General features: G+C 48.6%; 19 protein-coding genes and 2 pseudogenes. 3 read left to right on the plus strand and 18 right to left on the minus strand.

The window, feature by feature from the left end:
• The first annotated feature begins 18 nt into the window (after positions 1–18).
• Positions 19–252 (plus strand): NHLP leader peptide family RiPP precursor, encoded by a 234-nt coding sequence (locus tag I8J30_RS09730; RefSeq protein ID WP_210657703.1) that lies wholly within the window; start codon positions 19–21, stop codon positions 250–252.
• Between the two features lie 48 nt (positions 253–300).
• On the opposite strand, the gene I8J30_RS09735 is transcribed toward I8J30_RS09730, so the two are convergent.
• The 8 genes from I8J30_RS09735 to I8J30_RS33950 all read right to left on the minus strand — a co-directional run bounded on the left by I8J30_RS09735 (position 301) and on the right by I8J30_RS33950 (position 13,487).
• The gene (locus I8J30_RS09735; protein ID WP_210657705.1) at positions 301–2,220 is read right to left on the minus strand and encodes a sensor histidine kinase; all 1,920 of its coding nucleotides are present in this window, start codon (positions 2,218–2,220) and stop codon (positions 301–303) included.
• 300 nt (positions 2,221–2,520) lie between these two features.
• The gene (locus tag I8J30_RS09740; RefSeq protein WP_210657707.1) at positions 2,521–2,874 is read right to left on the minus strand and encodes a hypothetical protein; all 354 of its coding nucleotides are present in this window, start codon (positions 2,872–2,874) and stop codon (positions 2,521–2,523) included.
• A 178-nt stretch (positions 2,875–3,052) separates the two neighbouring features.
• Entirely contained in the window at positions 3,053–6,091 is a 3,039-nt protein-coding gene (locus tag I8J30_RS09745) for an Ig-like domain-containing protein (RefSeq protein WP_210657709.1), read from the minus strand.
• Between the two features lie 467 nt (positions 6,092–6,558).
• On the minus strand, positions 6,559–7,419 hold the full coding sequence (locus I8J30_RS09750; RefSeq protein ID WP_210657711.1) for a DUF6454 family protein: 861 nt from the start codon (positions 7,417–7,419) through the stop codon (positions 6,559–6,561).
• Positions 7,420–7,686: 267 nt separating this feature from the next.
• Positions 7,687–8,640 carry a phosphotransferase family protein gene (locus tag I8J30_RS09755; protein WP_210657713.1) on the minus strand — a complete coding sequence of 318 codons (954 nt, stop codon included), beginning with the start codon at positions 8,638–8,640 and terminating at the stop codon, positions 7,687–7,689.
• Positions 8,641–8,745: 105 nt separating this feature from the next.
• Positions 8,746–9,648: a phosphotransferase enzyme family protein gene (locus tag I8J30_RS09760; RefSeq protein WP_210657715.1), complete on the minus strand. Its 903-nt coding sequence runs from the start codon at positions 9,646–9,648 to the stop codon at positions 8,746–8,748.
• A gap of 187 nt (positions 9,649–9,835) precedes the next feature.
• Positions 9,836–11,665, minus strand: a complete 1,830-nt coding sequence (locus I8J30_RS09765; protein WP_210657718.1) for an ABC transporter ATP-binding protein — start codon at positions 11,663–11,665, stop codon at positions 9,836–9,838.
• Entirely contained in the window at positions 11,640–13,487 is a 1,848-nt protein-coding gene (locus tag I8J30_RS33950) for an ABC transporter ATP-binding protein (protein WP_210657719.1), read from the minus strand. Before I8J30_RS33950 ends, I8J30_RS09765 begins: the two co-directional genes overlap by 26 nt.
• A 343-nt stretch (positions 13,488–13,830) precedes the next feature.
• On the opposite strand from I8J30_RS33950, the gene I8J30_RS09775 reads away from it, so the two are divergent.
• Positions 13,831–16,290, plus strand: coding sequence for a DUF7948 domain-containing protein (locus tag I8J30_RS09775; protein WP_210657721.1), 2,460 nt, complete (start codon positions 13,831–13,833; stop codon positions 16,288–16,290).
• A gap of 26 nt (positions 16,291–16,316) precedes the next feature.
• Positions 16,317–16,691, plus strand: a complete 375-nt coding sequence (locus I8J30_RS09780; protein ID WP_210657723.1) for a hypothetical protein — start codon at positions 16,317–16,319, stop codon at positions 16,689–16,691.
• Positions 16,692–16,798: 107 nt separating this feature from the next.
• Here the strand turns inward: I8J30_RS09780 and I8J30_RS09785 are convergent, their stop codons facing one another.
• From I8J30_RS09785 to I8J30_RS09825, 10 genes and pseudogenes are all read right to left on the minus strand, one after another.
• Positions 16,799–17,596 (minus strand): class I SAM-dependent methyltransferase, encoded by a 798-nt coding sequence (locus tag I8J30_RS09785; RefSeq protein ID WP_210657725.1) that lies wholly within the window; start codon positions 17,594–17,596, stop codon positions 16,799–16,801.
• Positions 17,597–17,797: 201 nt separating this feature from the next.
• Positions 17,798–18,169 (minus strand): hypothetical protein, encoded by a 372-nt coding sequence (locus I8J30_RS09790; RefSeq protein WP_210657727.1) that lies wholly within the window; start codon positions 18,167–18,169, stop codon positions 17,798–17,800.
• A gap of 203 nt (positions 18,170–18,372) precedes the next feature.
• Entirely contained in the window at positions 18,373–19,011 is a 639-nt protein-coding gene (locus tag I8J30_RS09795) for a GDSL-type esterase/lipase family protein (RefSeq protein WP_210657729.1), read from the minus strand.
• A gap of 229 nt (positions 19,012–19,240) precedes the next feature.
• Positions 19,241–19,372, minus strand: a complete 132-nt coding sequence (locus I8J30_RS33620; RefSeq protein ID WP_276316118.1) for a hypothetical protein — start codon at positions 19,370–19,372, stop codon at positions 19,241–19,243.
• Between the two features lie 90 nt (positions 19,373–19,462).
• Positions 19,463–19,876, minus strand: a pseudogene (locus I8J30_RS09800) (CapA family protein); the annotation flags it as partial.
• Between the two features lie 230 nt (positions 19,877–20,106).
• Positions 20,107–20,403 carry a CapA family protein gene (locus I8J30_RS09805; RefSeq protein WP_338044856.1) on the minus strand — a complete coding sequence of 99 codons (297 nt, stop codon included), beginning with the start codon at positions 20,401–20,403 and terminating at the stop codon, positions 20,107–20,109.
• Between the two features lie 58 nt (positions 20,404–20,461).
• Positions 20,462–20,695 (minus strand): annotated as a pseudogene (locus I8J30_RS09810) (helix-turn-helix domain-containing protein); the annotation flags it as partial.
• 93 nt (positions 20,696–20,788) lie between these two features.
• A complete protein-coding gene (locus I8J30_RS09815) occupies positions 20,789–21,007 on the minus strand; it encodes a hypothetical protein (protein WP_210657733.1) in 219 nt (72 codons plus the stop codon).
• A 27-nt stretch (positions 21,008–21,034) separates the two neighbouring features.
• Positions 21,035–22,357 carry a beta-propeller fold lactonase family protein gene (locus I8J30_RS09820; RefSeq protein ID WP_210657735.1) on the minus strand — a complete coding sequence of 441 codons (1,323 nt, stop codon included), beginning with the start codon at positions 22,355–22,357 and terminating at the stop codon, positions 21,035–21,037.
• Positions 22,358–22,377: 20 nt separating this feature from the next.
• The gene (locus I8J30_RS09825; protein WP_210657736.1) at positions 22,378–22,728 is read right to left on the minus strand and encodes a hypothetical protein; all 351 of its coding nucleotides are present in this window, start codon (positions 22,726–22,728) and stop codon (positions 22,378–22,380) included.
• Between the last annotated feature and the right edge of the window lie 264 nt (positions 22,729–22,992).

Consider the following 22,992-nt stretch of genomic DNA (forward strand, 5'->3'; position numbering starts at 1 on the left):
TTAAAGAGGTGCAGCCAGATGTCCGAACAAGAATTGCAGCAACAAATCATCGAGAAAGCATGGTCCGACGAATCTTTCAAAGCCCAATTGCTGGCGGACCCGAAAGCAGCGTTGAAAGAAGCCTTCAATCTGACTTTACCCGAAGATGTGGAACTGGTCGTCATTGAAGAAACGCCTTCCAAGCTCGCGTTCGTCATCCCTCAAAACCCGAGTGAAGTCGCAAAAACGGATAGCACACTCAGTACCTGGTAATGCTCAGCTTTTGCTACAGTGCAATATTTCCTACAAAAAACGCGAAGGTCATATAGAGACCTTCGCGTTTGTTTCTACATAGCGCGCGGCCGGGAAACGAATCATCGCTTCGGTGCCAACGCCCTTCTGACTTTTGAATTTGATTGTCCCCTGCATGACCTCGATGATCCTGAACGTTACCATGAGCCCAAGACCGGTCCCCTTAGTTTTGTTGGTGAAATAGGGTTCCCCCAGCCTTTCAAGTATGCGCTCATCCATCCCGGCGCCGCTGTCCGCAATATGAATGACGACCTGTTCGCTCTCCTCGTATGCCCAAATCTTCACGACGCCGGAGCCTTCCAGCGCTTCGATGCTATTCTTAATGATATTAATCAATGCCTGCTTCAGCTTCGAGGAATTGCCTATGATCCGCAGCGACCGGGGCACGCTCATCTCCAAGTGGCCGCCCTGAAGGTTGGCCAGCGGGACGATAATGCCTTCCACGTGCTTGAATTCGTCTGCCAAATCCAATTCGTCCACTTGTTCCAGCTCCGGCTTCGCGAAGGTAAGAAAATCGGTAATGATCGTCGAAGCCCGGTCAAGCTCGTCGATGGCAAGCTTGTAATAGCTCTCGGTATTCGACGCGATATCGTGGCGTCTCTCGAGTAATTGCAGCAGGCCGCGCGTGACCTGAAGCGGGTTGCGGACCTCGTGCGCTACGGAAGCCGCTAATTGGCTGATAATCTCCATTTTCTCCGAACGCTGCATCTCGGAGTTGTATATTTCCAAGTCCCGCGAGTAGGTAATGATCAATTTATGCTGGTAGGAGATTCGGCGCCCGAGCAGCACGATGAGCGATAGCACGAAGGCGACCAGCCCCCACTTCCACCACGACAGATCGTACGTCTTGGAAGACGCGTAGAATGTCAACAATTCCGCCACGCTGACCGCTGCAAAGACAGCCAATCCGATAGAGAGAATAATCGAATCGATATTCCGATTCCACAGCTGCCTGACCAGAATGATGAGGATAAGGATAAATTGGGCCAGCATGATAATGCCGATACACGTTACAGATACGAAAAAGTAATATTGCTGTAATGCGTAGCCAGATGCCCAGTTGACAGTCAGCGCAATGATACCAAAGATGGAATAGGCGATCTGGAATCGGCGGAAATGCTTGACGATGCCGCGATAGCCGCTTCCGAACAACTGCTCGAAAAACATCATTAAGGACGGCAAGAACACGTACAAGGAAAGATCGAACATTCCTTGATAAAGGAAACCGTACTCCCCGTAGAAGGTATACAGGAACGGCGAGTATCCGATCAATATCCCGCCTATCGGGAGAATGATAAAGCATAGCGCGAGCCAGCTCTTCAATTGATTCCGGTCGAAAAAAACCGAACATACGAGCATGACGAAGGCGACGAAGACAAAAGCGCTGCCCAAGATGATGTCGAACAAATCGAATTTCGCGTACGAACGCAGGAGATCCTGGTAATCCGAGATGTTAATTCCGCGTCCGAGGCCCAGTCTGTCCGTTTGGCTTTTCAGATGCAGGACCAGCTCTTGACCGGAGTCGTGATTTTCAAGCGGAATCAAAACGCGGTTCAGATCGAACCAATACTTGCGTTCCGAACGAAAGACCTCTTCCCCGCCCAGAAAGGCGGTAATGTTCTGCGCATAAATCGAACGAAAGAACACCCCTTGTTTCATTCCGATTTCGGGAAGCTTGATCCGGATCCATGCGGACACCGCATATTCCGGTTTGGATACTGCCGGCTCGGAAGCCTGTATGTCCTGCCACCCATCTGCTTTCAGCGCCTGATCAGGCGCCGCAAGCCGATCTGCTTCCGACTCCCATTTGATCTGCCAGGATGAAATCGAAGAATCGGCCGAAGCCGGGGATGCTCCAGCGAGATTCGGTACGATTAGCAAGATACTCGCTATGATCAAAAAAATTCGGATGAATATGTTTAGCCTCATTCCTGCCGACACCTCAATACTTAGGTAATTTTAACTACGCCCATTTTCTATAATTCGACTAAATTCCAAGGTTTGCCTGCTTGATTTTCGACAAAAAAATAAATATTTTGCATACTCAATTCTCGCGTAGGTCTATTTTACTTGAAAGCGGCTGCGAACGGCATGAAAAAAGCCGCGAATCGCGGCTTCTTTTGTCAAATTTAACGATGGAATGACTATTTACAAATAACCGGGAACGACAGAAACAATCCAAGGAAGTTTGTCGAACGGGTACCATTATTACACGAAGTCATATCTTACTCATACCATTCTTGTTAATTCACTGTTGATTACGCGATGCGCGGCAACAAAACGATCTTTCGGACTAATCCCAAACGATGCAAATTGAACATTAATATGATTGGTAATAAATTGGACTTCATATTGCTTTGCATTTCCCACAAAAAAACTATTATATGTTGATGCGTTCGGTTTCACGATTAACGCAACGTTATGAATCAATTTCTTCTTCCCATTTAATGCATACACTTTGATTCTAACTTTAACATTCTTATGTTGATTCTGGTTTAACGAGTTTACAACAATATCTTTGGAGACCGTCTTATCTTTCTCCGTTAAATTATTCAGAGGTCCAGTCGTATATTTACGAACCACACATACTCCCCCTTTCATAAACAAGCTATTATGAGAAAGTCACGTCGCGGTAATATCTTATTCATTCAGTTGTGGTACGGTGTCCCATTAGCGCAATGACTTCCACAACTTCGGTTATGATCATGCCGTCGCAGAAAAAAATTGGCCAAGGAAATTTACTCCTTGGCCAATTTTTTATTTACTGGTACGTGATCGACAGCTTCGGCCGGTTTGCCGTTGTGGCGTCTTCTGCGGAGTAGATATCAACCGCTATGTTAGTTGGATTATCAATATACAGCAGTACGCCCTGATTGGTGGATGGTGTGGTCAGCCAGCCCTGTACGACTGTCGGATCGAGGGTAATATCAATCACTTGATCACCGGTCGCTGTAAAACTCGTTATCGCAAACGACTTCCCGGACATATAATCGGTCCCGTTGCCTTTTGCTCCTGCCGTCGCCCATTGCGCTCCGGACTTGCGGTTCTGCCATCCGATGAGCGTATAAGTCGGATCGTAATCCGTTAGCATGTAGCGACCTTCCATCGTAAAGCCGGTCGCCCATGTATTCATCTTGAGTGTCAGCTTTGCCGATGCGACCGTTTTGCCGGCCGGAATTGAAATATTATCGAAGCGCAGCAGCGAATCGATTTCATACGGCGTTGTCTGGCTGGTTTGATCGAATACTTTCAACGTGCCGCTAATAATATTGCCGCCGTTACCGCTGTATTGCGATGTGAGTGAGACATCCTTCGCGCCGGAGTAGCCACTCACTCCTTGCTGGAAGGTCACCGTTCCCGTGGTGCTATTGGATACGGTTACAGGTACCGAGGTCGTTGTCGTCGTATTGCCTGCAGCGTCGCGAGCAACCGCCGTAATCATATGTGAGCCGTTTGTAAGCGATGTCGTATTATACGAGATCGAATACGGCGAAGTCGTGTCTTCCGTGCCGACATTGGTGCCATCGACTTTGAACTGGACGCCGGCGACGCCAACATTATCCGAGGCGTTTGCCGACACCGTTATCGTGCCCGATACCGTTTGGCCGCTTGTTGGCGCTGTGATCGATACCGTCGGCGCCGTCGTATCGGCAGCCGCGCTTTTAGTCACGGACACCGAGGAGGATGTCGTCGTATTGCCCGCCGCATCACGCGCTGCCGCCGTAATCGTGTGCGAGCCAGCCGCCAAGCCCGAGGTGTTGTACGAAATCGAATACGGTGAAGACGTGTCTTCGGTCCCGACATTCGTACCGTCTACCTTGAATTGTACGCCTGCGACGCCAACATTATCGGAGGCGTTTGCCGACACCGTTATCGTGCCCGATACCGTTTGGCCGCTTGTAGGCGCTGTAATCGCTACCGTCGGGGCCGTCGTATCGCCAGGGCCGCCGGAGCCGGACAGCAGTTGGGACGCCAGCCACGTGAAACTGCCGGTTGTACGGAACTCCCAGCCCCACTTGCGGTTTGGCGTAATCCGGTAAGCGGTTTTTCCCGCTGACGGACCGGTCGGGCGAATCCAGAAGTTGACGCCGATATCGTAGCCGTAGTAGAGGTCGTTTACAGCCGATTCCCAGGTCGTATTTGGCGAACCGCCGAGCAGCTGACCGAAGTAGTCGGCCCACAAAATCGCGTTCCCCACCTCCAGGTTATGCTCGATCGTCGTACCGCCGGTCGGATCGCTTGAGCTTCCGCGTCCGCCGTCCAGCGCATCGGAAGTGCCGTCATATTTCACCATATAATCCGGATAGCGAAGCGCTCCGACATAAGTATCGTAAGCGTGGTAAGCATCGGAACGTGAAGCATTGTTCAGGAAGGTGCCCATACGCTTCACAAAATTAGCGATATTCGTATCTTCCGTGAATGCGTAAGCGCGGATCATTGCATCTTCCGTGAGCACGCTCATCCAGGTTGAAGCGATTAAATCGCTTGTTACGCCATCGCCATGCTGGCTGCCGTAATGATACAGTCCGCCGTCGACACGGTTTGCCGGTATAAGTCCGCCTGCACCGTTCTGATGCCAGATGAAATCAGCCGTTTGATTTTGCACATTAGTCTTATAGGTCGTGTTGCCCGTAACCTCGTAAGCGATCAGGTTGGCGAGCAGCCGGAAAGCCGTATGCCGTTCGGTCCAAGTCCCCAAGCTCGGATCCCAGCGTGTTGGCTCGTCATTCGTTTCATGCGCCTGAACGATCAGCGGGATGTAGGTCAGCATATCGTTGTCTCCCGTCAGCCAGTACGTATAAGCCATCGACTCGTCGTAGCTGTACATGGCCCCGTTGCCGCCCGGCCAGCCGTTCGGATCGGGATTTTTTAACGTGAATAGTCCGACGGCACGGGCAGGCGTCGTTGTTGCCGGATATATTTTCGTTTTGTAAAAATCGGTATGCCGCACCGCCTCTCGCAGCGCTTTCAGCGAGCCGCTTCGCATGTATAACGTGTACATCGTTGCCGCGCGGTCATAAAGCCAAGGATCGTAATTTGTTTTGTAATCGCTCTTGTATCCGGAACCGGAATCACCGGCGATAACGGCAGGATCATCCTCATTGATAAGCATGTAGAAGTTGTTTTTGAACGCATGCTCCATCTCCGTGTAGCCCGTCCAATGCTCGGTTGCATCCATCGTGGCCGGATTGTCCCTTGACTCGGTTATGCTGCTGTCGAACGTGCTCATCCGCGTTCCTTTCAGCACGCCTTCAGCAAGAAAGTCTTTAGGCAGCACCGCATAAACGTCAGGCTCGTAAACATTGTCCGATGCTACGAACGTGCCCGACGTCACTTGATGCCATGCCGATCTCGGATTCGTAAGTGTCGCAATGTTCTGGCTCCGGTTGTTGAGACCCCATTCCACGGTTATCGTCTCCGAATTCGGATATACGGAAGTAAACGTGTTTTGAATCTGGATGCGTGCCACTCGAACGGAAGCTCCATCCAGAGAAGCGTTTGTTATGCTGCGCCATGGCGTTTGCATTTCAACGTAGGCGGGAATTTCCGTGCCGCCCTTCAGCACGCGAATTTTCGATACATTCGCCGGCGTTATGGATCCTCTTGGAAACGGTACGCCGAACGTAACAAGCTTCGTTTGTCCTGAGGCGACATTTTCCATCGGATACAGTTTGACGGAGATGCTGCCGGATGTTTCAGCCGGCGCAAAGAACGATTGGGTCGCGCCGAACGAGACGACAGGAAATAATCCGGTAAGTAGAGCGATCGTACAAATGAAGGAAATTAATTTAACAGACATCCTTCGCATAAATCCACACCTTCCAACATGAATTTGGTGGGTCTTCGAGTAAAAGCACGCTGTTGTCTTAGATGAGATAGCGAGCTAATACACTAAAAAATATCTTTTTTACTCACCCCCTCCCCGGATAGCCTAATTCTCCACGATTAAAATCCTCTCAAATTATTCCAATTAATGAAGAGTATGAAGGGTGTCTTCTATTTTTGATATATCGAATTTTTTCAAAACTACCGTTTTTTTTTGAAAGTATAAAAAGAGTGAAGAAAGTGATAAAAGAGGCAAGAAAACGGAATTTATCCCATCTTCAATTCATCTTTAATACACCAGGTCTCGAAACGCATAAGGCGGGAACGCAAAAAAACCATCGCTACATGTTTGGCAATGGTTTTGATTAGGATCCAGCATGAATTCGTTGCCAGCTACCCGTTCGGCTATCGACTGCGCTTGCAGCATTCCGATTCGTTCGGTCATGCCGGGTTCAAATTGCGTGTCTCATAGACCAGCAGAGAGCCGCGCTCGTCGTCCGGCACCGCATACATCCGCAGCTCCATGCCCGCAGTCTCGAGAAATACCGGATTTCTGGTGATCACATGTCCCTGCGGCGAAAATTCCGCGATGGGCACTTCGTGAAGAGCCTCCAGCGCGTTCATATCTATCAGGGCTAAACCACCTAGCTCGTACGGCTCGGCATAGCCACCTGCCGGATTCGCCAGCTCGGAGATGCCGCTCACAATCATTATCCCATCGCCAGCATATTGGCCATCCTGATAATCCACGAAGTGGCTCGCATTGTCTTTCGCCCGCAGCATCCTCCCCGCCTTGTTCCATTCATAGAACGTGCGCGAGCCCCAGCTATTCCCGATCAGCGATCCGTTCCGGCGGTCATGAACCACGCCTCCGATATGATCCCGGACGCGAAAAGCTTCCTCTGCGAGCATCGTCACCGGATCCACCTTGTACACGATGGATTCGCTATGCGGCCTATATTCGGCGACCGGCACCCATAGATGCTCACCGTCGAAATCAATGCCACCCGGATGGTACACGTCTCCATCGCCAAGCAGCGTATGCTTCACGAGCTTCCCTCGGGTGTCAAAGGCAAACAGGTGGCCGATTCCCCTGCCGGGAGAACGGTCATACCCGTCCTGCGGTATATCATAACGAACCGGCATCCCGGCAAGCTCAACCGAGGACATGTAGAAGAGATCCCCGATGCGAACCATTCCTTGGGCATGGCCGTTGTTGAATTGCAGATCAATCTTGTCTCGCAGTTCCCACCTCGTACTGCGCGTAAGCTTTCGGAACGATGCGATAAGCCGATTATCCATAGTGAACTTGTCCTCCCAAAGTTGCGCGCGGATCAATCCCAATTTTGTTATATTTTCATTGTTTTTACCGTCCAAAAACCATAATTTACATTCCGGCATTGCTTGCAGAATGATGCGGTGCAAGCTTCCAAATCACTATGCTTTGGTTCAGATTGGCTGGCAATATACGTTTCGATTTGTTCATGTACATTCATATAAAGTGCACACCTCTTCAAATAATACCTTCATGCAACATAGTTGTGAACCGGCCACCGATCCGGATTCATTCTAGTATCCTGTTGACCATGCAGCTTCAATCTGCTCTAACCATGACTTGGCACTAGCTTTATACCCTTGGTAGGAGTCTTCTCCCCAATGCAGATAGGACACCGATAGGAGCTCGACTGTTTCAAAGAGCTGATAATATAGCTGCTTGATTTCAAAAAAAGGTGACAGCTTGCGTAGGCTTGAATATCCTGCCATGAATGCCTGCTGCAACTCCGGTAATTGGGTGAATACCTCCCTGGAATGCAGCGATTTGAAGTCGAACTCCGGATCGCCGGCAATCGACCACTCCATATCTAGAATTGCTGTAATCTCTCCATCTGCACACAGCATGTTCGCAAAATGATAGTCGTTGTGAACCAACGATGCTGTTGCTATTCCACTGAACAAACTCGTTGCTCTCTTATATACGAAGACATAACGCTCGGCTTCCTCAGGATTTAAAATGCCAAGCTTCAGACAACGATTGGTTCGTTGCTTCATGCCCTCAACTAAATACCGCTGCCAGCTGTCATATTGATTAGTAGACGAGAGAGCAAGCTCTCCAAACCTATCCCGCCTAATACCATGAATTTGGGCAAGCAAAACGCCCGAGTTATATGCCAGCTTGATTTTTGCTTCATCGGTAGCCGCTTCCGACGCCTTCCATATATCGATGCCCGGCATCTTGCTTGTAATCAATATCTCATATGGTAAATGTTCATGGCTGTTATCAAAAACATAAACATCTGGAACCGGTATGCCTTCCGATTTCATCAGTTGAAGCGCTTGCTGCTCATTGTCAAATTTCGGGAGCTCCACGTCTCTGACATTTACTCTAACTACATAATGATCGTTAATAAAAACACAAGGATTCACGATTCCCCGATCCGAATATTCTATACGTTCAATTCGTCCGAGACTATGCTTCTCGAAAAGAGCTTGAATCGTTAAGCTGTCAAATCTCATAGATTTCATGGCATACCCTCTCATTCGTCACGGATTGTTGCAGTCGAGCGGCCGATCGTGCCGGCAGCTTCGTCATAGGCGAGTATTGTGTTCATCACTTTGTCCACAGAACTATTATGCAAATGCTTCACGCCATTCATCCAGCGAGTCTACTATCGATAATCCCCATTTTACATACCACAACATATCGGAAGCATAATTTCGAGCGGCATCGCTGTCTTCCAAGCGTGTCACCCATCCACCGATGCCCCATAAAGGCTGTCTCGCCATAGCTAATGGTAACGCAGCACGTTCATCAGCCGATAATGGAATATCTAATCCTTCATTATATGCTTGTAGAAGCTTACGAAACCGAATGAATCTATTCCCATTATCCGGCGTAAACAGTGAGTATTTAGCGTCTGCAAAATAAAATGTCAATGCTACATCATCAATGCGTGGGCGCATTCCCATAAAGTCAAAATCCCCTACCAAAACAAGACGGTCATCTTGAAAAAGCACATTATTATCCCAACAGTTTCCATGAACCAGTTGGCATGGAAGGCGCTGCTCAAGTTTATCTAGGCGTTCAGCCAACTCTTCTGCAGTATCTGCAACCAGTTGTTCGTGCTCGGTCAGGTTTGTCCAAGCGCGCATGCGAGCAACCCCTTTACGGGTCATGGATAAAGCGGTTTCAGCCGGTATATGATTTGCAAACGGTTTATGTCCAACATCATGATGCAAAGACAATGATGAAAAGATGGAATGGATACGACCTAACTGAGGTAAACCTATCGTCAAACGTTCCCACGTATCCATTGTTCCGTTACTGGGTACAAATTCCTCTGCGGTTATGAAGCGGTCTTCCCATGCACAATGGGTTTGACCATCACAAGTGGGCAATAATACAGCACATGGCACCTTGCCTTGCAATGCCACCATTGCTTGTTGGATCCCTTCTAATCGTTCCAATGATACTGATGGTAGATAAATTCGTACAACATGGGGCTTTTCCCTGTAAGAAACCAACAAATTCAAGTTGTATCCCCCGCCAAGATCGGTAAATGAACTGGAAGGAAGGTTGCGCACGAATCCCCTGCCGAATCCCTTTCTCATCTGTTGAGAAGTCAAGCGCATCATTCATCTGCAGCTAAACCCCACTTTCTTTTTATTAATACAAGAACATATGTGACGCAGCTTGAACCAAAACAACGCAATGGAAATATCACGCTCCGACATAATACTGTGCCTGGGCATTCCACAGTTCCGCGTATTTCCCGCCCCGGTCGGTTATAAGTTCGTCATGGGATCCGCGTTGAATGAGACGACCCTCGTGAAATACGGCGATGTCGTGACAGAACTTGCAGGAAGAGAGCCGATGGGAGACGAAGATTGCTGTCTTGTTGCTGATTAACTCATTAAATCGGGAATAGATCTCGAACTCCGCGATGGGGTCCAGTGCCGCAGTTGGCTCGTCAAGAACCACAAAAGGCGCGTTTTTATACAGTGCCCGTGCCAGCGCAACCTTCTGTGCTTCGCCTCCTGAAATTTCAACGCCGTCATCGGAAAAATCCTTGTGCAAAAAGGTATGAAGCCCACCCGTCATGTTGTTTAACTTCGATCCAAACCCAGCCAAAATGAGTGATTCCTTCGCCAATTCTGCATCATAGCTCTCCGACGCGGCAACGTTATGGCCAAGTGAGAAGGAATAGAGCTTGAAATCTTGAAACACGACGCTGAAAACGCCCATATAGGCCGAATAGTTGTACTCTCTGATATCGATATTGTTTAATGTGATTACTCCCTCTGTAGGTTCATAAAGCCGGCATAGGAGCTTAATCATAGTCGTCTTGCCGCTGCCATTCAGCCCTACGACAGCAAGCCGCTGGCCGATATTGAACTTCATGCTAAGGTGTTTAATGGCATAATTGTCGGCGCCGGGATACCTAAACGACACGTCACGGAACTCAAATTCCAGATCCCCTTGCGGGATTGGTCTGTTTCCCTTGTTCTCTCGCATGTTGTCCGGCAGGTCGAGATAATCGAAGAATTGGCCGAGATACTGGTTGTTCGTAATAAAGTTGCCCAGAACCGAGACCAGCTTGGCCAGCGCGCCTACTGCGCCGGAAACCGCGCCGATATATTGAACCACGCTGCCTAAAGGATACATGCCATATAAGGCGCGCAGACCGATAAAGAGATAGACGCAGCCGCCCAGCACGGCATTTACAGCCGCTGCCAATGCGTTGTTTTTACCAATTAAGTCGAAAATTCTGTACCAGAACTCCGCTCCAACTGATTTATTATAGTGTTCCTCGATCGCTGAGGCTTGTTTATAAAGGCGAATATCCTTCGCGGCATTCTTTGCCTTCATATACTCGTTAAAAAAATGGACATAGGTGTTTGACTTCGGGTTTTCCTCAAACACCGTTTGCTGGATCCTCTCCTCCCTCTTCTTGAGCACGTACGTAAAGGGAAGGATCAGCAGAACGAGAATGATCAGCAAAACGGTAGCAAACGGAGAGGTTATAAACGACTTTTCGTAAGAAGATACAGCCGTAAACATGCCGAAGAACAGTACGATAGACGCGATTAGTTCAAAAATCGGCTGCAACAGTTCCGGCAAACTGTAGTGCAGACGAAGAAGACCAAGTCCGTTGCCGTTTGTCTTCGCTTCAATATCCGCTAACTTTTCATTATTCATCGTATCTTCCACTTGATCGTAATTAAGCTGCATGTACCGATTGCCCAGGAAGAAGTAGAAACGCGCCCACAAGGTACTGTTTAAAGTCGTAACCCGGCGAGAGACAGCGGCGTTTGCAGCTGACAATACAAATGCAAGCCCTACTGCAAGCGCGGCGTACAGGATGATGCGACTTGTGTCGCGCGCGCCGGCCAACTCGTTAATGATCTGCGCTGACAGGAAAAGTATCATTAACGGCTGTACGGCGTTTATGAAAGAAGAGACGAAAGTAAGCGGAATATAGGTCGGCGTAAGGCGATTTACAATCCCGTATCCGCGTCGCAGGTTATGCCAGATGGAGCGCGTCTTCATTCTCGGAAACCTCCCCGTCCTTGTAGTAGTGGGACTGGACGTTAAACATCTCCGCATATTTCCCGCCATGTCTCATAAGCTCGTCGTGCGTGCCGCACTCGGCGATGCCTCCGCCGTCAATGAACAGAATCCTGTCGCAAAAACGCGTGCTTGCCAGTCTGTGGGAGATATAAATGGAGGTTTTACCGGCAGTCAGCTCGGCGTAACGCTGATAGATTTCGCTCTCCGCGATAGGATCAAGCGCAGCAGTCGGCTCATCCAGGATAATAACCGGCGCGTCTTTATACAAGGCGCGCGCCAGCGCAAGCTTCTGCTGCTCGCCGCCTGAGAGCTCAATTGCATCGTTGTGTACGCGGCGCACAAGCAGCGTTGACTCCCCTTTCTCAAGCCCGCTCACTTTATCCATAAGACCGGACATTTCCAGGCATTTCTTTACCTTCCCGTAATCTGTCTTTTCAGGCGATTGTTGAGATATATTTCCGGCAATATCACAGCAGAACAAATGGATATCTTGAAACACCGTCGAGAAGAGCGCAAAGAATTCATCTCTGTTATACCGCGTGATGTCGACGCCTCCGAGCGTAATCTCGCCGGATGTCGGTTTATAGAGCCCGCATAAGAGCTTGATAAACGTCGTCTTGCCTGCCCCGTTACCCCCGACAATGGCAATGCGCTCCCCCGGTTTAATATCAAGATCTATGCCGGTAAGGGTCGGTTTGTTTGCCTCCGGATAGGTATAGCCGACGTTTCTAAGCGTAATCGCGGGAGGCAGCTTGTCTCCGGATTGCAGCTCATGGCCGGCGCCGGTGTTTGAAATATCCGGGACGTCAAGATAAACGCGAATATCGGACATCTCGCTTAAAGCACGCATAAGCTCGCTTGAGCTTCTCAATATGCCCGATAACCAACCGGCAAACGCGCCAATGGCGGCAAACACGAGCACGAAATTGCCCAAGGTCATCTTGTCGTGGATCAGCAAATAAATAAGAAACGCGTATGCTGCACCGTCACGCAGGAGGCTGAGCGCTGCATCCGACAGATGAGCCTTCATGTCGCCTGTCGCTACCTCCCGTTCTTTCTTGGTGCTGGCAGCGAGTACGTTTCGAAACATGCCGTTGATTAAGCTGCCTAGGTCATATAGGCGTATATCCTTGCCGCCTGACGGCTCTTTCGATACTTTCTGGATATACCACAGCTTGCCATGAAGCTTGGACCGCTCCTCGCGCGTGGCCATCTCAATCTTGCGGGCCCGCGAGAGCGCCAGCCAATTGATCCCGGCTGAGACAGCCAGAAAGAGAATAATGAGAGGATGTACCGTTACAATAACCATCCCGTATGTAACAAAACCTAATACGTTCATTAGTAGCTGGGAGGTGTTGCGCGGTATGTTGGAGGCGGGAGAGTGGTTGCTTTGCATGGCGCGCCATGCCTTTTCCCCCAGCTTGGCGTATCCGGGACTCTCTAACACCTCGAAGTCCATATTTAGATGCTTATGCATCGTAGTTTGAAGATGTTTCAATATGCTGATTGTACCGACAGATTCATTGGTAATGAGGTCGGCGTAGCTCTTCGCACTGCTCAGCAAGGCCAGAAGAAGCGCCATTGCGCCAACTGACAATATAAACCTGCCTGGCGTGACACCTGCTGTAATATTGTCGATGACAATTTTGGGCATAAGGATACTTACGAATGGCAGACCGACACCTACCAGCACCGAGATGACACAACAAATCAGCGTAAGTGGTCTTGCCCGCCAGTGCAACCGCATGGCATAACTGATGTTTGACCAAGCGGAGTACGTCGCTCCTTTCTCAGTTGACACTTTAAATCCCCCTTATTGTAGTAATTAATTAATCGTACAGCATCATGAAGTGCAATGTCGGAATCAGCATAGCACACCTTCGAATGACAACCTATCAAGCGTTAGTTGAAATTGCAGGCTTTGGAAGATTCAATTAACGGTAGAATTGGCCATCGTTTGAAATGAATTCCTCTAATTTCTTTATAATAACTCCGTTTTCCTGCCCGCTGGCGTAATGAATATGGTTAGCATAACCGGCCTCCATCGGAGCTGAATAGTCAAACAACGCTTCCATTGTAGCGAAACGTCATTTAGAAACATACAATGCTAGTATTCTATGAAAAGCAAGATTGAGGTGATAGTGATGCCCTTAATGAAGCAGCAAAGCAAATTGGCCACGCAATCATACGGGAAGATTCCGTTGTCTTTCGTTCCAAACAGAGGACAGATCGCGGATAGCCGGATTGTTTATCAGTCGCAGATGCAGGGATGCCGCTATGCGTTTGGAGCAGGTACTGCGTGGATGACGTATTGGGAACGGCAGACCAATGAAGTAGGTCAACAGAGCAGTGCGGAGGGCGTCACCCTCGCTTGGACTTTCCGAGGTACTCAGTCAGCTGTCTTGCCGGAGGGACAACAACCCGGGCAAGGAACATTTAATCGACTCAGCGGAAATGACCCAGCAGGTAATCACATCGCTCTCCCGTTGTACAAGCGTGTCGTTTACCGAGAGGTATGGGCCGGCATTGACGTTATCTTCTACGGACAAAGCCTACAACTGAAATATGATGTACATCTGAGCCCGGGATCGCGCATCGAGGATGTTCAACTTCGCTGCGAAGGTGCGGATGAACTGCAGCTCGACATGGATGGAAATCTGTTAATTGCAACTCCTTCCGGTACGCTTATGGACCTGAAACCAGTCGCATACCAAGAGATGGACGGCGGCACTCGGAGCCTGGCATGTCGCTTCATCCTTCAACCGGATCTAGATGGAAGCTTTACTGTCGGCTTTCAACTGGAGGAAGACTACGACGCCGCACTGCCGCTTGTCATCGACCCCATCCTTACTTTCTCAACTTTTCTCGGAGGAAGCGGCATAGATTCATCGGCGAGCGATATTGCGCTTGACTCTTCACAATGCACATATATTACGGGCTACTCCGGTTCGGCCAATTTCCCGGTCACTCCCGGTGCGTTCAGCAACACCTTAACCGGTGTGAGCGATGTGATTGTAACCAAGATCAACCCGAAAGGAACGGAGATCCTCTACTCTACCTATATCGGAGGAAGGCGATCCGATAATGTAGGCAAGAGCATCGTTGTCGACTCGTCAGGTCATGCCTACGTAACCGGCCACACCATAACACTCATCACCGATACATTGGATTTCCCCACTACGCCCGGTGCCTTTCAAACAATGCCATTAACGAATTACAGTGCATTCGTGACTAAGCTCAATCCGACTGGAACAGCACTCGTTTACTCCACATACTTAGGCGGCAGCAACGGTTCATTCGCAAACGGCATCGTTATTGATGATTCCGGCAACGCCTACGTGACCGGCACGACAAGATCGGCTGATTTTCCTGTTACGCCCGGTGTGTACCAGCCTACCCTTGCGGGTTTCGGGAACGTATTCGTATCCAAGCTCAATGCCGCTGGCACGGCGCTCGTGTATTCGACTTATCTTGGTGGGCTGTACGAAGATACCGGGACCGGAATTGCGATTGATTCAGCTGGAAACGCCTTTGTAACGGGGCGCACAACCTCCTTAAACTTTCCTGTTACTCCCGGCGCTTTCCAAACCATGCAGCTCGGCTATACAAACGGGTTTGTAGCCAAACTGAATGCAGTCGGCTCGGAGCTCATCTACTCCTCCTATATTGGCGGAAACATCACGGATCACCCGGAAGGCATCGTTATTGATGACGCCGGCAATGCCTACATGACCGGGCAAACTTACTCCTCTGATTTTCCTGTTACGCCCGGAGCTTATAACACCAATTATGTATCATCCAGTATGGCGTTTATCACTAAAATGAATCCAACCGGCAGTGCGCTCGTCTATTCCACTTTCCTAGGAGGTTTCATGGCCGGCACAGAGGCGGCCTTCGACATCGCGTTGGATGCTTCAGGCCAAGTTGCCGTTACCGGTGTGACCAGTTCCCCGGACTTTCCGGTTACCCCGGATGCGGTTCAGTCCGTATACGGAGGAACGAATGATGCGTTCATCACCGTCTTGAACCCTGAGGGCTCGTCTCTCGTTTTCTCAACCTATCTCGGCGGTTCCGGCATAGACGGCGGCTCAGGTATCGCAGTGGATCCTGCTGGCAATCTCTATCTCTTGGGAGAATCATGGGCGTCTGATTTTCCCGTTACGCGCCAAGTGTTTCAGCCTTTTTTCGGCGGCCGTGCTGATCTATTCATCGCGAAAATTCAATTCGCCGCCGTATTTTCAACCGGTCTCCTGCACAATGTCGCTTCAGCTTCTCGTGCAGCATCCGCTGTTATGATTCTAATTAGCAACGATAGTCTGATTAACTCGGCATCGATTCAAATTGCGGCCTATTTCTTGAGTGGAACAAGACGAATGGCCTTCGCGTCTGAGCTGTTAGCCTTACCGCCTGAAAGGACGATTACCCGAAGGTACAACGTGGAGTCGTACCAAAGCATTGAAATCCAGTATGAGCTAACCGGTCCGGGAAGCGGTGATATGGTCGTTAATGTCTTCCCGGTGGATGAGCACGGTAATCTTCATGCCGACCTGCGGGTGTTACGGGCAGAAGCGACGCCGCTCCTCATGCTCACTCCAAGAGACTGACATGACTTGAGAAGGAGGTAATAGGTATGCCTACTTTTAGCAGTGGGCCAATCCTCAATTCAGGGCTAAGCCCATCCACTGCTTTAAAAATTATGATTAGCAACGATGACCCGTCTGCGGCTGCGACGATCGAGCTGGAGGTTTTCCTTGTAAGCTTGAGTGCAGCTGCGACGCCTAAAATCCCGTATGTCCATCAGCTATTCTCGCTCTATCCACTCGACGTTACGACGAAAACAATTGATATTAGCGGAGTTCCCGCGTATGAAACGCAACTGAGAGTGACAAGTTCGAACATTGTCATCAACCTGTTTGCTACCGATGCAGTCGGTAACATGAACGCTGCACAGCGTTTGGTGCAAGCGGAGCAATCCATCATCACGGCGATTACGCCTGTAGAGTAATCGTTTGGCTAATATTCGCATAAAAAAACGCCTGCCTGCAGGCAAATTCACCTTGTAGGCAAGCGTGATTTTCATAGACTTTCATGGCCATACCCATTGGATTGGCGTTACTTTCGGCAGATAAAAATCAGTTCATTGTGGTCTGCGGTAGCTGGTTCGTCGCTGAAATCTCCAAAGATCTGAATGTCGCTGAAGCCTGCACGCTCAAGCATCAACACCAACTCGTTCTTCGTATAGTCATCCAACCTTTGCGTGTGAACTTCCTCCTTGATAAGGTTCCCCTCGTGCCACAGCCGGAGCCGCATCTGACGGGTGGACACATTCTCCATGGGATCTGTCTCAAGTGAGCGGGCAGCGATTTCAAGCTCCGTGCCGTCGGCCAGGCGCTGGCGCTCACCGGATGCTGGCCATCCTTCGGGTTCAGCACGCCTGTACTCAGGCAACCTCGCCAGCCAAGCGGGCGGATCGTTCCATCGCGCCGTATAGTTGAATGCGAATGTGCCGCCTGGACGCAGATGCTCATGGCAGCGTTGCATGGCCTGCATAGTCAGACGAGGCACTCCACCGAGACCAATCACCCCGCAGGCAAATATCGTCCTGTAGCGCCGGGGCAAATCCAGCTCGTGCATGGCCTGCGCATAGAGCCGAGGTGAAAGGCTTTGCTTTGCTGTTCGCTCCTGGCAGACAGCAAGCATATCCTCCGAATAGTCGCAGCCATCGACATCCAGACCATCTTGCAACAAGTGGAGCAATAAGCGTCCACCGCCGCAGCCCAGATCAAGCGCCGGTTGTCCGGATGTCTCGATCAATTTCTTGTAGTACGCCGCTTCCGGACCCGTTTCCGTCCACAATTCGGCATGCGCCCGCGCGACAAGGCCATAATGCCATATTTGGGGTCGTTGCATAGATTGATGACCTCCTAGTGGTATCGTTCTTATCCTCTCTCCTTCTTGCTCGCTTCATTTTATTCCGATTCTGCGGGACAAATGTCCATCTATCTTCTCCTGCGTTAATTGGGGCACAATATGTAGTGAAAATGTTTTGTCGCGTAATAAAACAAAAAAAGGTAGCCGCTGAGTGCTACCACAATCTTGGATATGCGAGCCTCATCTGATGATGCGGCCGAAATTTTTACGGTTATACAGAATCGGAGCGTTGTTGCTGCCGCTCGCTTGCTTATGCATGACCTCGTGCAGCCGCTCCGTCAGCTCCGCGAACCATTCTTCGTCACGCGTGGCCAGCGCCAGCTCGATAAAGTCTAGGATCGGCTCCTCGTAGTCCAGCACCTGCACCGAAGGCTGCTCCTTGATCCAGCCGCTCAACACAGTCACCGTAGTGCCGACCGCCGCATCGTGATCGGATTGAACGACATAAACGCTTGCAGTGTTTTGTCTATCGTTCATTGACGTAATAAATCCTTGAATAAGTTCCCCGTCCTTCGTTCTGCCTTGTACCCAATCACTGATCGCAAAGCTCATCGTCAGCACCACCTTGTCATTAGAATGGACAACCTAACTGTAACCATTATGATTACAGTTGGATTAAGAAAAGAGGACGTTGCATAAGCAGTTTGCCCGGCCAGCCGTCCTTCTTATTCCTTTATTACTGTAATTATATTAGTTACAGTTCCATATGTCAAGGGTTCCAAATTCGACATTCTAATCCTGTTTTCTTAACCTGTTTACAAATGCTTTTTTAAATTATCGAGAATGACCGTGTAAGCGTTTGGCCATAAATGGATGCCTTCTACGGTGAATTCCTGCTTCAAATTTCCTATCTCGTCTGCTAAGCCTTCATTCACATTGATAAAAGAAAATCCATGCTGCTTGGCTAATCGTTCGATTGCTTCATTCGCCTCTAGAATATTGGCGTTTGTTCGGGTAGCAAACATCAATTTCTTCTCGCATATATCAAGCCCGAAATCCGCTTGCGCATTGATCGGATAGTAGGCCATCACGAAAACCTCGCACAACGGCAATCGAGCTTTAATCCGATTTAAAATGGTATTGTAATTGATAAGCAAAGTATCTTTGCTGTACCCTTCCTTCCCGCTGGCTCCGATATCATTCGAGCCGATATTAATAAAGAGCTTGCTTGGCTCTAGATCAAAAATGCAGACATCCATCGATTGCAGCAGGTCTGCGGTCGTCGTACCGCCTATTCCGCGATTATAGATAACGCGATCAAGACCAAGATTCAACGTCAGCTGCATTTCATAAATCGGAAATCCTTCCATTAGAGAAGATCCTACAAATAAGATTTGCCCTTTGCGGGCGTGCTGGTTCAGCATGCGGTATTCATTCAGCTTGGAATGGTTCATGACGATCACTCCTGGTATAGATGATTGTAAAATTCATTATTTTCAATTTTCAATATCAAATCATCCGCTCTGGATATCGCTCTGTCAGGCCGGTCTTCAACATGATGCTCGGTAAAGCTCTTGATATCGATCCACGAAATAACAGAGCGATGGATACCTGATCCCCATGAATAGGCATATACAAGGTCCCGAATTCCGTCTTTATTGACATCGAATGGTACCGCGCTTGTTAAACCGACCCGCCAAACCCGTTTCCAATAAGAAGTGCTTTTTGATCCACCACGACAAACGTTTCCGAATTCTTAACGTTATCTACAATTTTATACAGCTGGCACTTTGTCGTTAGAAGTTTGCTTTTCATTTGAATGTTTCCTCCTAAAAACTCACAAAGTAGCGATGGAGGGTAATTTGGCATGCTCTGTTTTAAGTATAGCATCATTTCCTAAATCTTCTAATGAGAAATCTTGAACTGCCGATCGTCTTCTTCCATCTGAGCCATCATTGTTTCGTATGAGCGCCGCATACTCGATTGGTGTTCGGCAGCCCAAATGTTTTCCCGATTCTTGCTGAACCGGAATTGCAGGATGACGCCATCTTCTGTGTACGGGTTATCGAGTGTCTCCGTTCGCTGATTCGAGATGAAGTTTCCCATCGAGTACACGACAAAAGTCCCCTTCTCGCGGCCTGACTCGATCCACTTGGTTGGCTGGATGACATGAGGATGGCTGCCCAGAATGATGTCGACTCCGGCGTCCGCCAACCATGATGCAAGATCTTGCTGAACAGAGGGAGGCTCTCGTTGATATTCGACACCCCAATGCATAAACGCGATAATCGCTCCCCCTGCTGAGACTTGGCGTAAGCGATATCTTGCTTGGTTTTGTCTTTGTTAATCACATTAATCATTGAATCCAGTTCTTTGGCTGAAAGACTTGATTCCAGGCCATTCGTGCTCTCTGTATAAGAAAGGAATGCAAGTTTAATGCCTTTCACGTTCTTCATAAGTACTCTAGTATCGGGTTTATTCGCATAAGTGCCGACCGTATCGAGGCTATGGTTATTGGCGGTGGAAAGAAGATCAAAGCCGGCATACTTCTAGGCATCGATCGTCTCGTCGGGTGAATTGAACCTTGGGTATCCCATGTAGGCGTAATCGTCCGTCCCCCCCCCCGTCGTCGTCTCGAAGTTGGCGACCGCGAGGTCGGCTGCTTCGAGAATCGGTCTTACGTTTTCGAAAACGGGCTTGAAGTTATATGAACTTGATGCCTCGTCATAACCGCTCTTCAGCTGGGTGTCGTGAAACATAATGTCGCCGACAGCAGCGAGTGTAATCGTAGCGTCAGGGTCGTTCGGATTGTCAGAATCGATCGAATTAGCACCTTTACGCCGGATTTGGTTTCCTGCTGAAGGCCTTGAATAGCCAAATAGATATTCTCTTGTCGGACTGAATTTAGCGTCGCCTTCTCTCGAGTTCTTCTAACTTTTTTAAAAATGCAATCTCTGTCCGCAGACGCTCATTTTCAGCTTCCAGCTTCTTCATCGCTTGTTTTTGGCGGTCTGCATCGGTTAGTTCTTCTTCTGCCTTTTTACGTCCTCGGCCGTCCTGTTGGGCATCCTGTCCGCCGTCCTGGTATTTCTTCACCCACTGGTAAACCTGTTGGTAGGAGACCTGATGCTGCTCCGCTGTTTTCCTGTAATCCTGTTAATGAAAAACAAGGAGCAACTGCCGCTGGCAATTTACTCCTTGTTTTGTGCAGCAATCTAGGCGTTCAGATCTTCAATCTATTAGATATGGATTTCTCGAAAGTTCTGATGCCGACATGGTTGGCAATTCCTTCTCTTCATCTAATAAGGCTATATCGTAATGATCGTTTACCTCTTGCAATACGATTACGAATGTTCCAATTCCGGGGATCAACACTTGGCATACCGAATCTTCTCTTGTTAGTTTAGACAACCGTTCCCATAATTCATCCATCGTTTGAACTTCCATCATACGCATCACCACCCCCATCGTAAGTTTCTAAGGATTTACGCCAATCGCGTATGGACGTGCCCCTGTCGGGATCGTGGCAATTACCGCCTGGGTTACACCATCGATCACAGACACATTATTATCATCTTGATTAGTGACATAGATCCGATTGGTTATTGGATTTACTCCTACCCCATTCGGATTATTTCCAACAATAATCGTAGAGATAACTGAATTCGTTAGTCCGCTTATTACCGACACGTTATCCGTATCTCGATTGGGGACATAGATCGCATTCGTCGAGGAATTAACCCCTACTTCACCTGGAGTAATCCCAACCGGAATACTAGCGACTACGAGATTGGTAGCGCCATTAATAACGGATACAAAGTTACTGGTGAAATTCGAAACATAAATCAGATTTGTATCCGGATCGACTCCTACACGGAATGGATTAACCCCAACCGGAATGTTGACGATTACCGTATTCGTCGTGCCATCGACCACTGTTACGATATCGGAATTGAAATTCGCGATGTATATCAGATTGGTCAACGGATTGACAGCTATCCCCGTAGGAAAAGGGCTTCCTCCTACAGGTGTAAAGGTGGTCACCACGGCATTAGTCAAGCCTTCAATCTCCGTGACGTCATTGCTATTGAAATTCGCAGTATAAATCGCGTTCGTAGCCGGATTGACAGTCACATCCCCGGATCCATCCCCTGCGGGTATTGTGGCCATTACAGTATTGGTCATTCCATTAATAACGGTAACTTCACTGCTGTTTACATTCGCAACATAGATTCGATTGGTTAACGGATTAACGTCTATACCCGCGGGATTAATCCCAACCGGAACGGTGGCAATGACCGCATTCGTTATCCCATCTATTACGGATACACTGTTACTATTGAAGTTAGCCACATAAATTCGATTGACCGATAGGCTACCGGTTGCTCCGGTTTCACCCGTTGCTCCCGTTGCTCCAGGAGGTCCAGGAGCACCTTGAGGTCCGGTTCCTGATCCCAAAAATTCATCTGATACAAGACGATGAGCCGTGACTAACTGTCCGAATAAATCTTTTCCCCAAAACGAAATTTCAGTACTGTCTGCTGCTGGACCACTTGTTGTAAAAACGAATTGGAATGCGTCATAATTTGCTGAATAATTTTTTGTAACAACTGCATTAGGTTGGATGGAGAACAATTCCTGTACATACAATGACCGGATACCGTTTAAAACATAACCCTCTAGTAGAACGACAGAATAATTAACAGGATCCCGGTTATCCAATTTTATCGTGACTTGTTGAGTGGGTCTCATCCCATCAATGGGTTCGTTTACAATTGGACCGGTTGATAACAATGTCATTCATTCATCCCTTCTTCACGTTAGACTTGAAGTTCATTTGATACAAGACGATAGGCTGCTAATAACTGACCAGACAAACCTTTTCCCCAAAAAGAAATCTCAGTACTGCCTGCTGCTGGACCACTTGTTGTAAAAACGAATTGGAATGCGTCATAATTTGCTGGATATTTTTTTGTAACAACTGCATCTGGCTGGATGGAGAACAATTCCTGTACATACAATGAACGGGTACCGTTTAAAACATAACCCTCTAGTAAAACGACAGAATAATTAACAGGATCGCGGTTATCCAGTTTTATCGTGACTTGTTGAGTTGGCCTCATCCCATCTACAGGTTCGTTTGTAAGTGGACCGGTTGATAATAATGCCATTCATTCATCCCTTCTTCCTTATGTCAGACCTGATAAAACTGCATTTTCCTTTTTTTTGGAAGTTAATACTAGCTATTATATGTAAATTTCACACTATAGCTTGGACATTTTGCTACCAAAAAAGTCGTAAAGTCGAATGCGGTCGGCTCGGTGCAAATAAAAAAGCACCCGAAGGTGCTAACTAATTCCTACCAAGTTGTTGTTATGTTTGTTCTTGTCTTTCGACAACTATCCGCTTTTGTAAATATCTGAAATAATAGGGAC

Origin of the sequence: Paenibacillus lignilyticus, assembly GCF_017942085.1 — a bacterium.
GTDB classification, from domain to species: Bacteria; Bacillota; Bacilli; order Paenibacillales; family Paenibacillaceae; genus Paenibacillus_Z; species Paenibacillus_Z lignilyticus.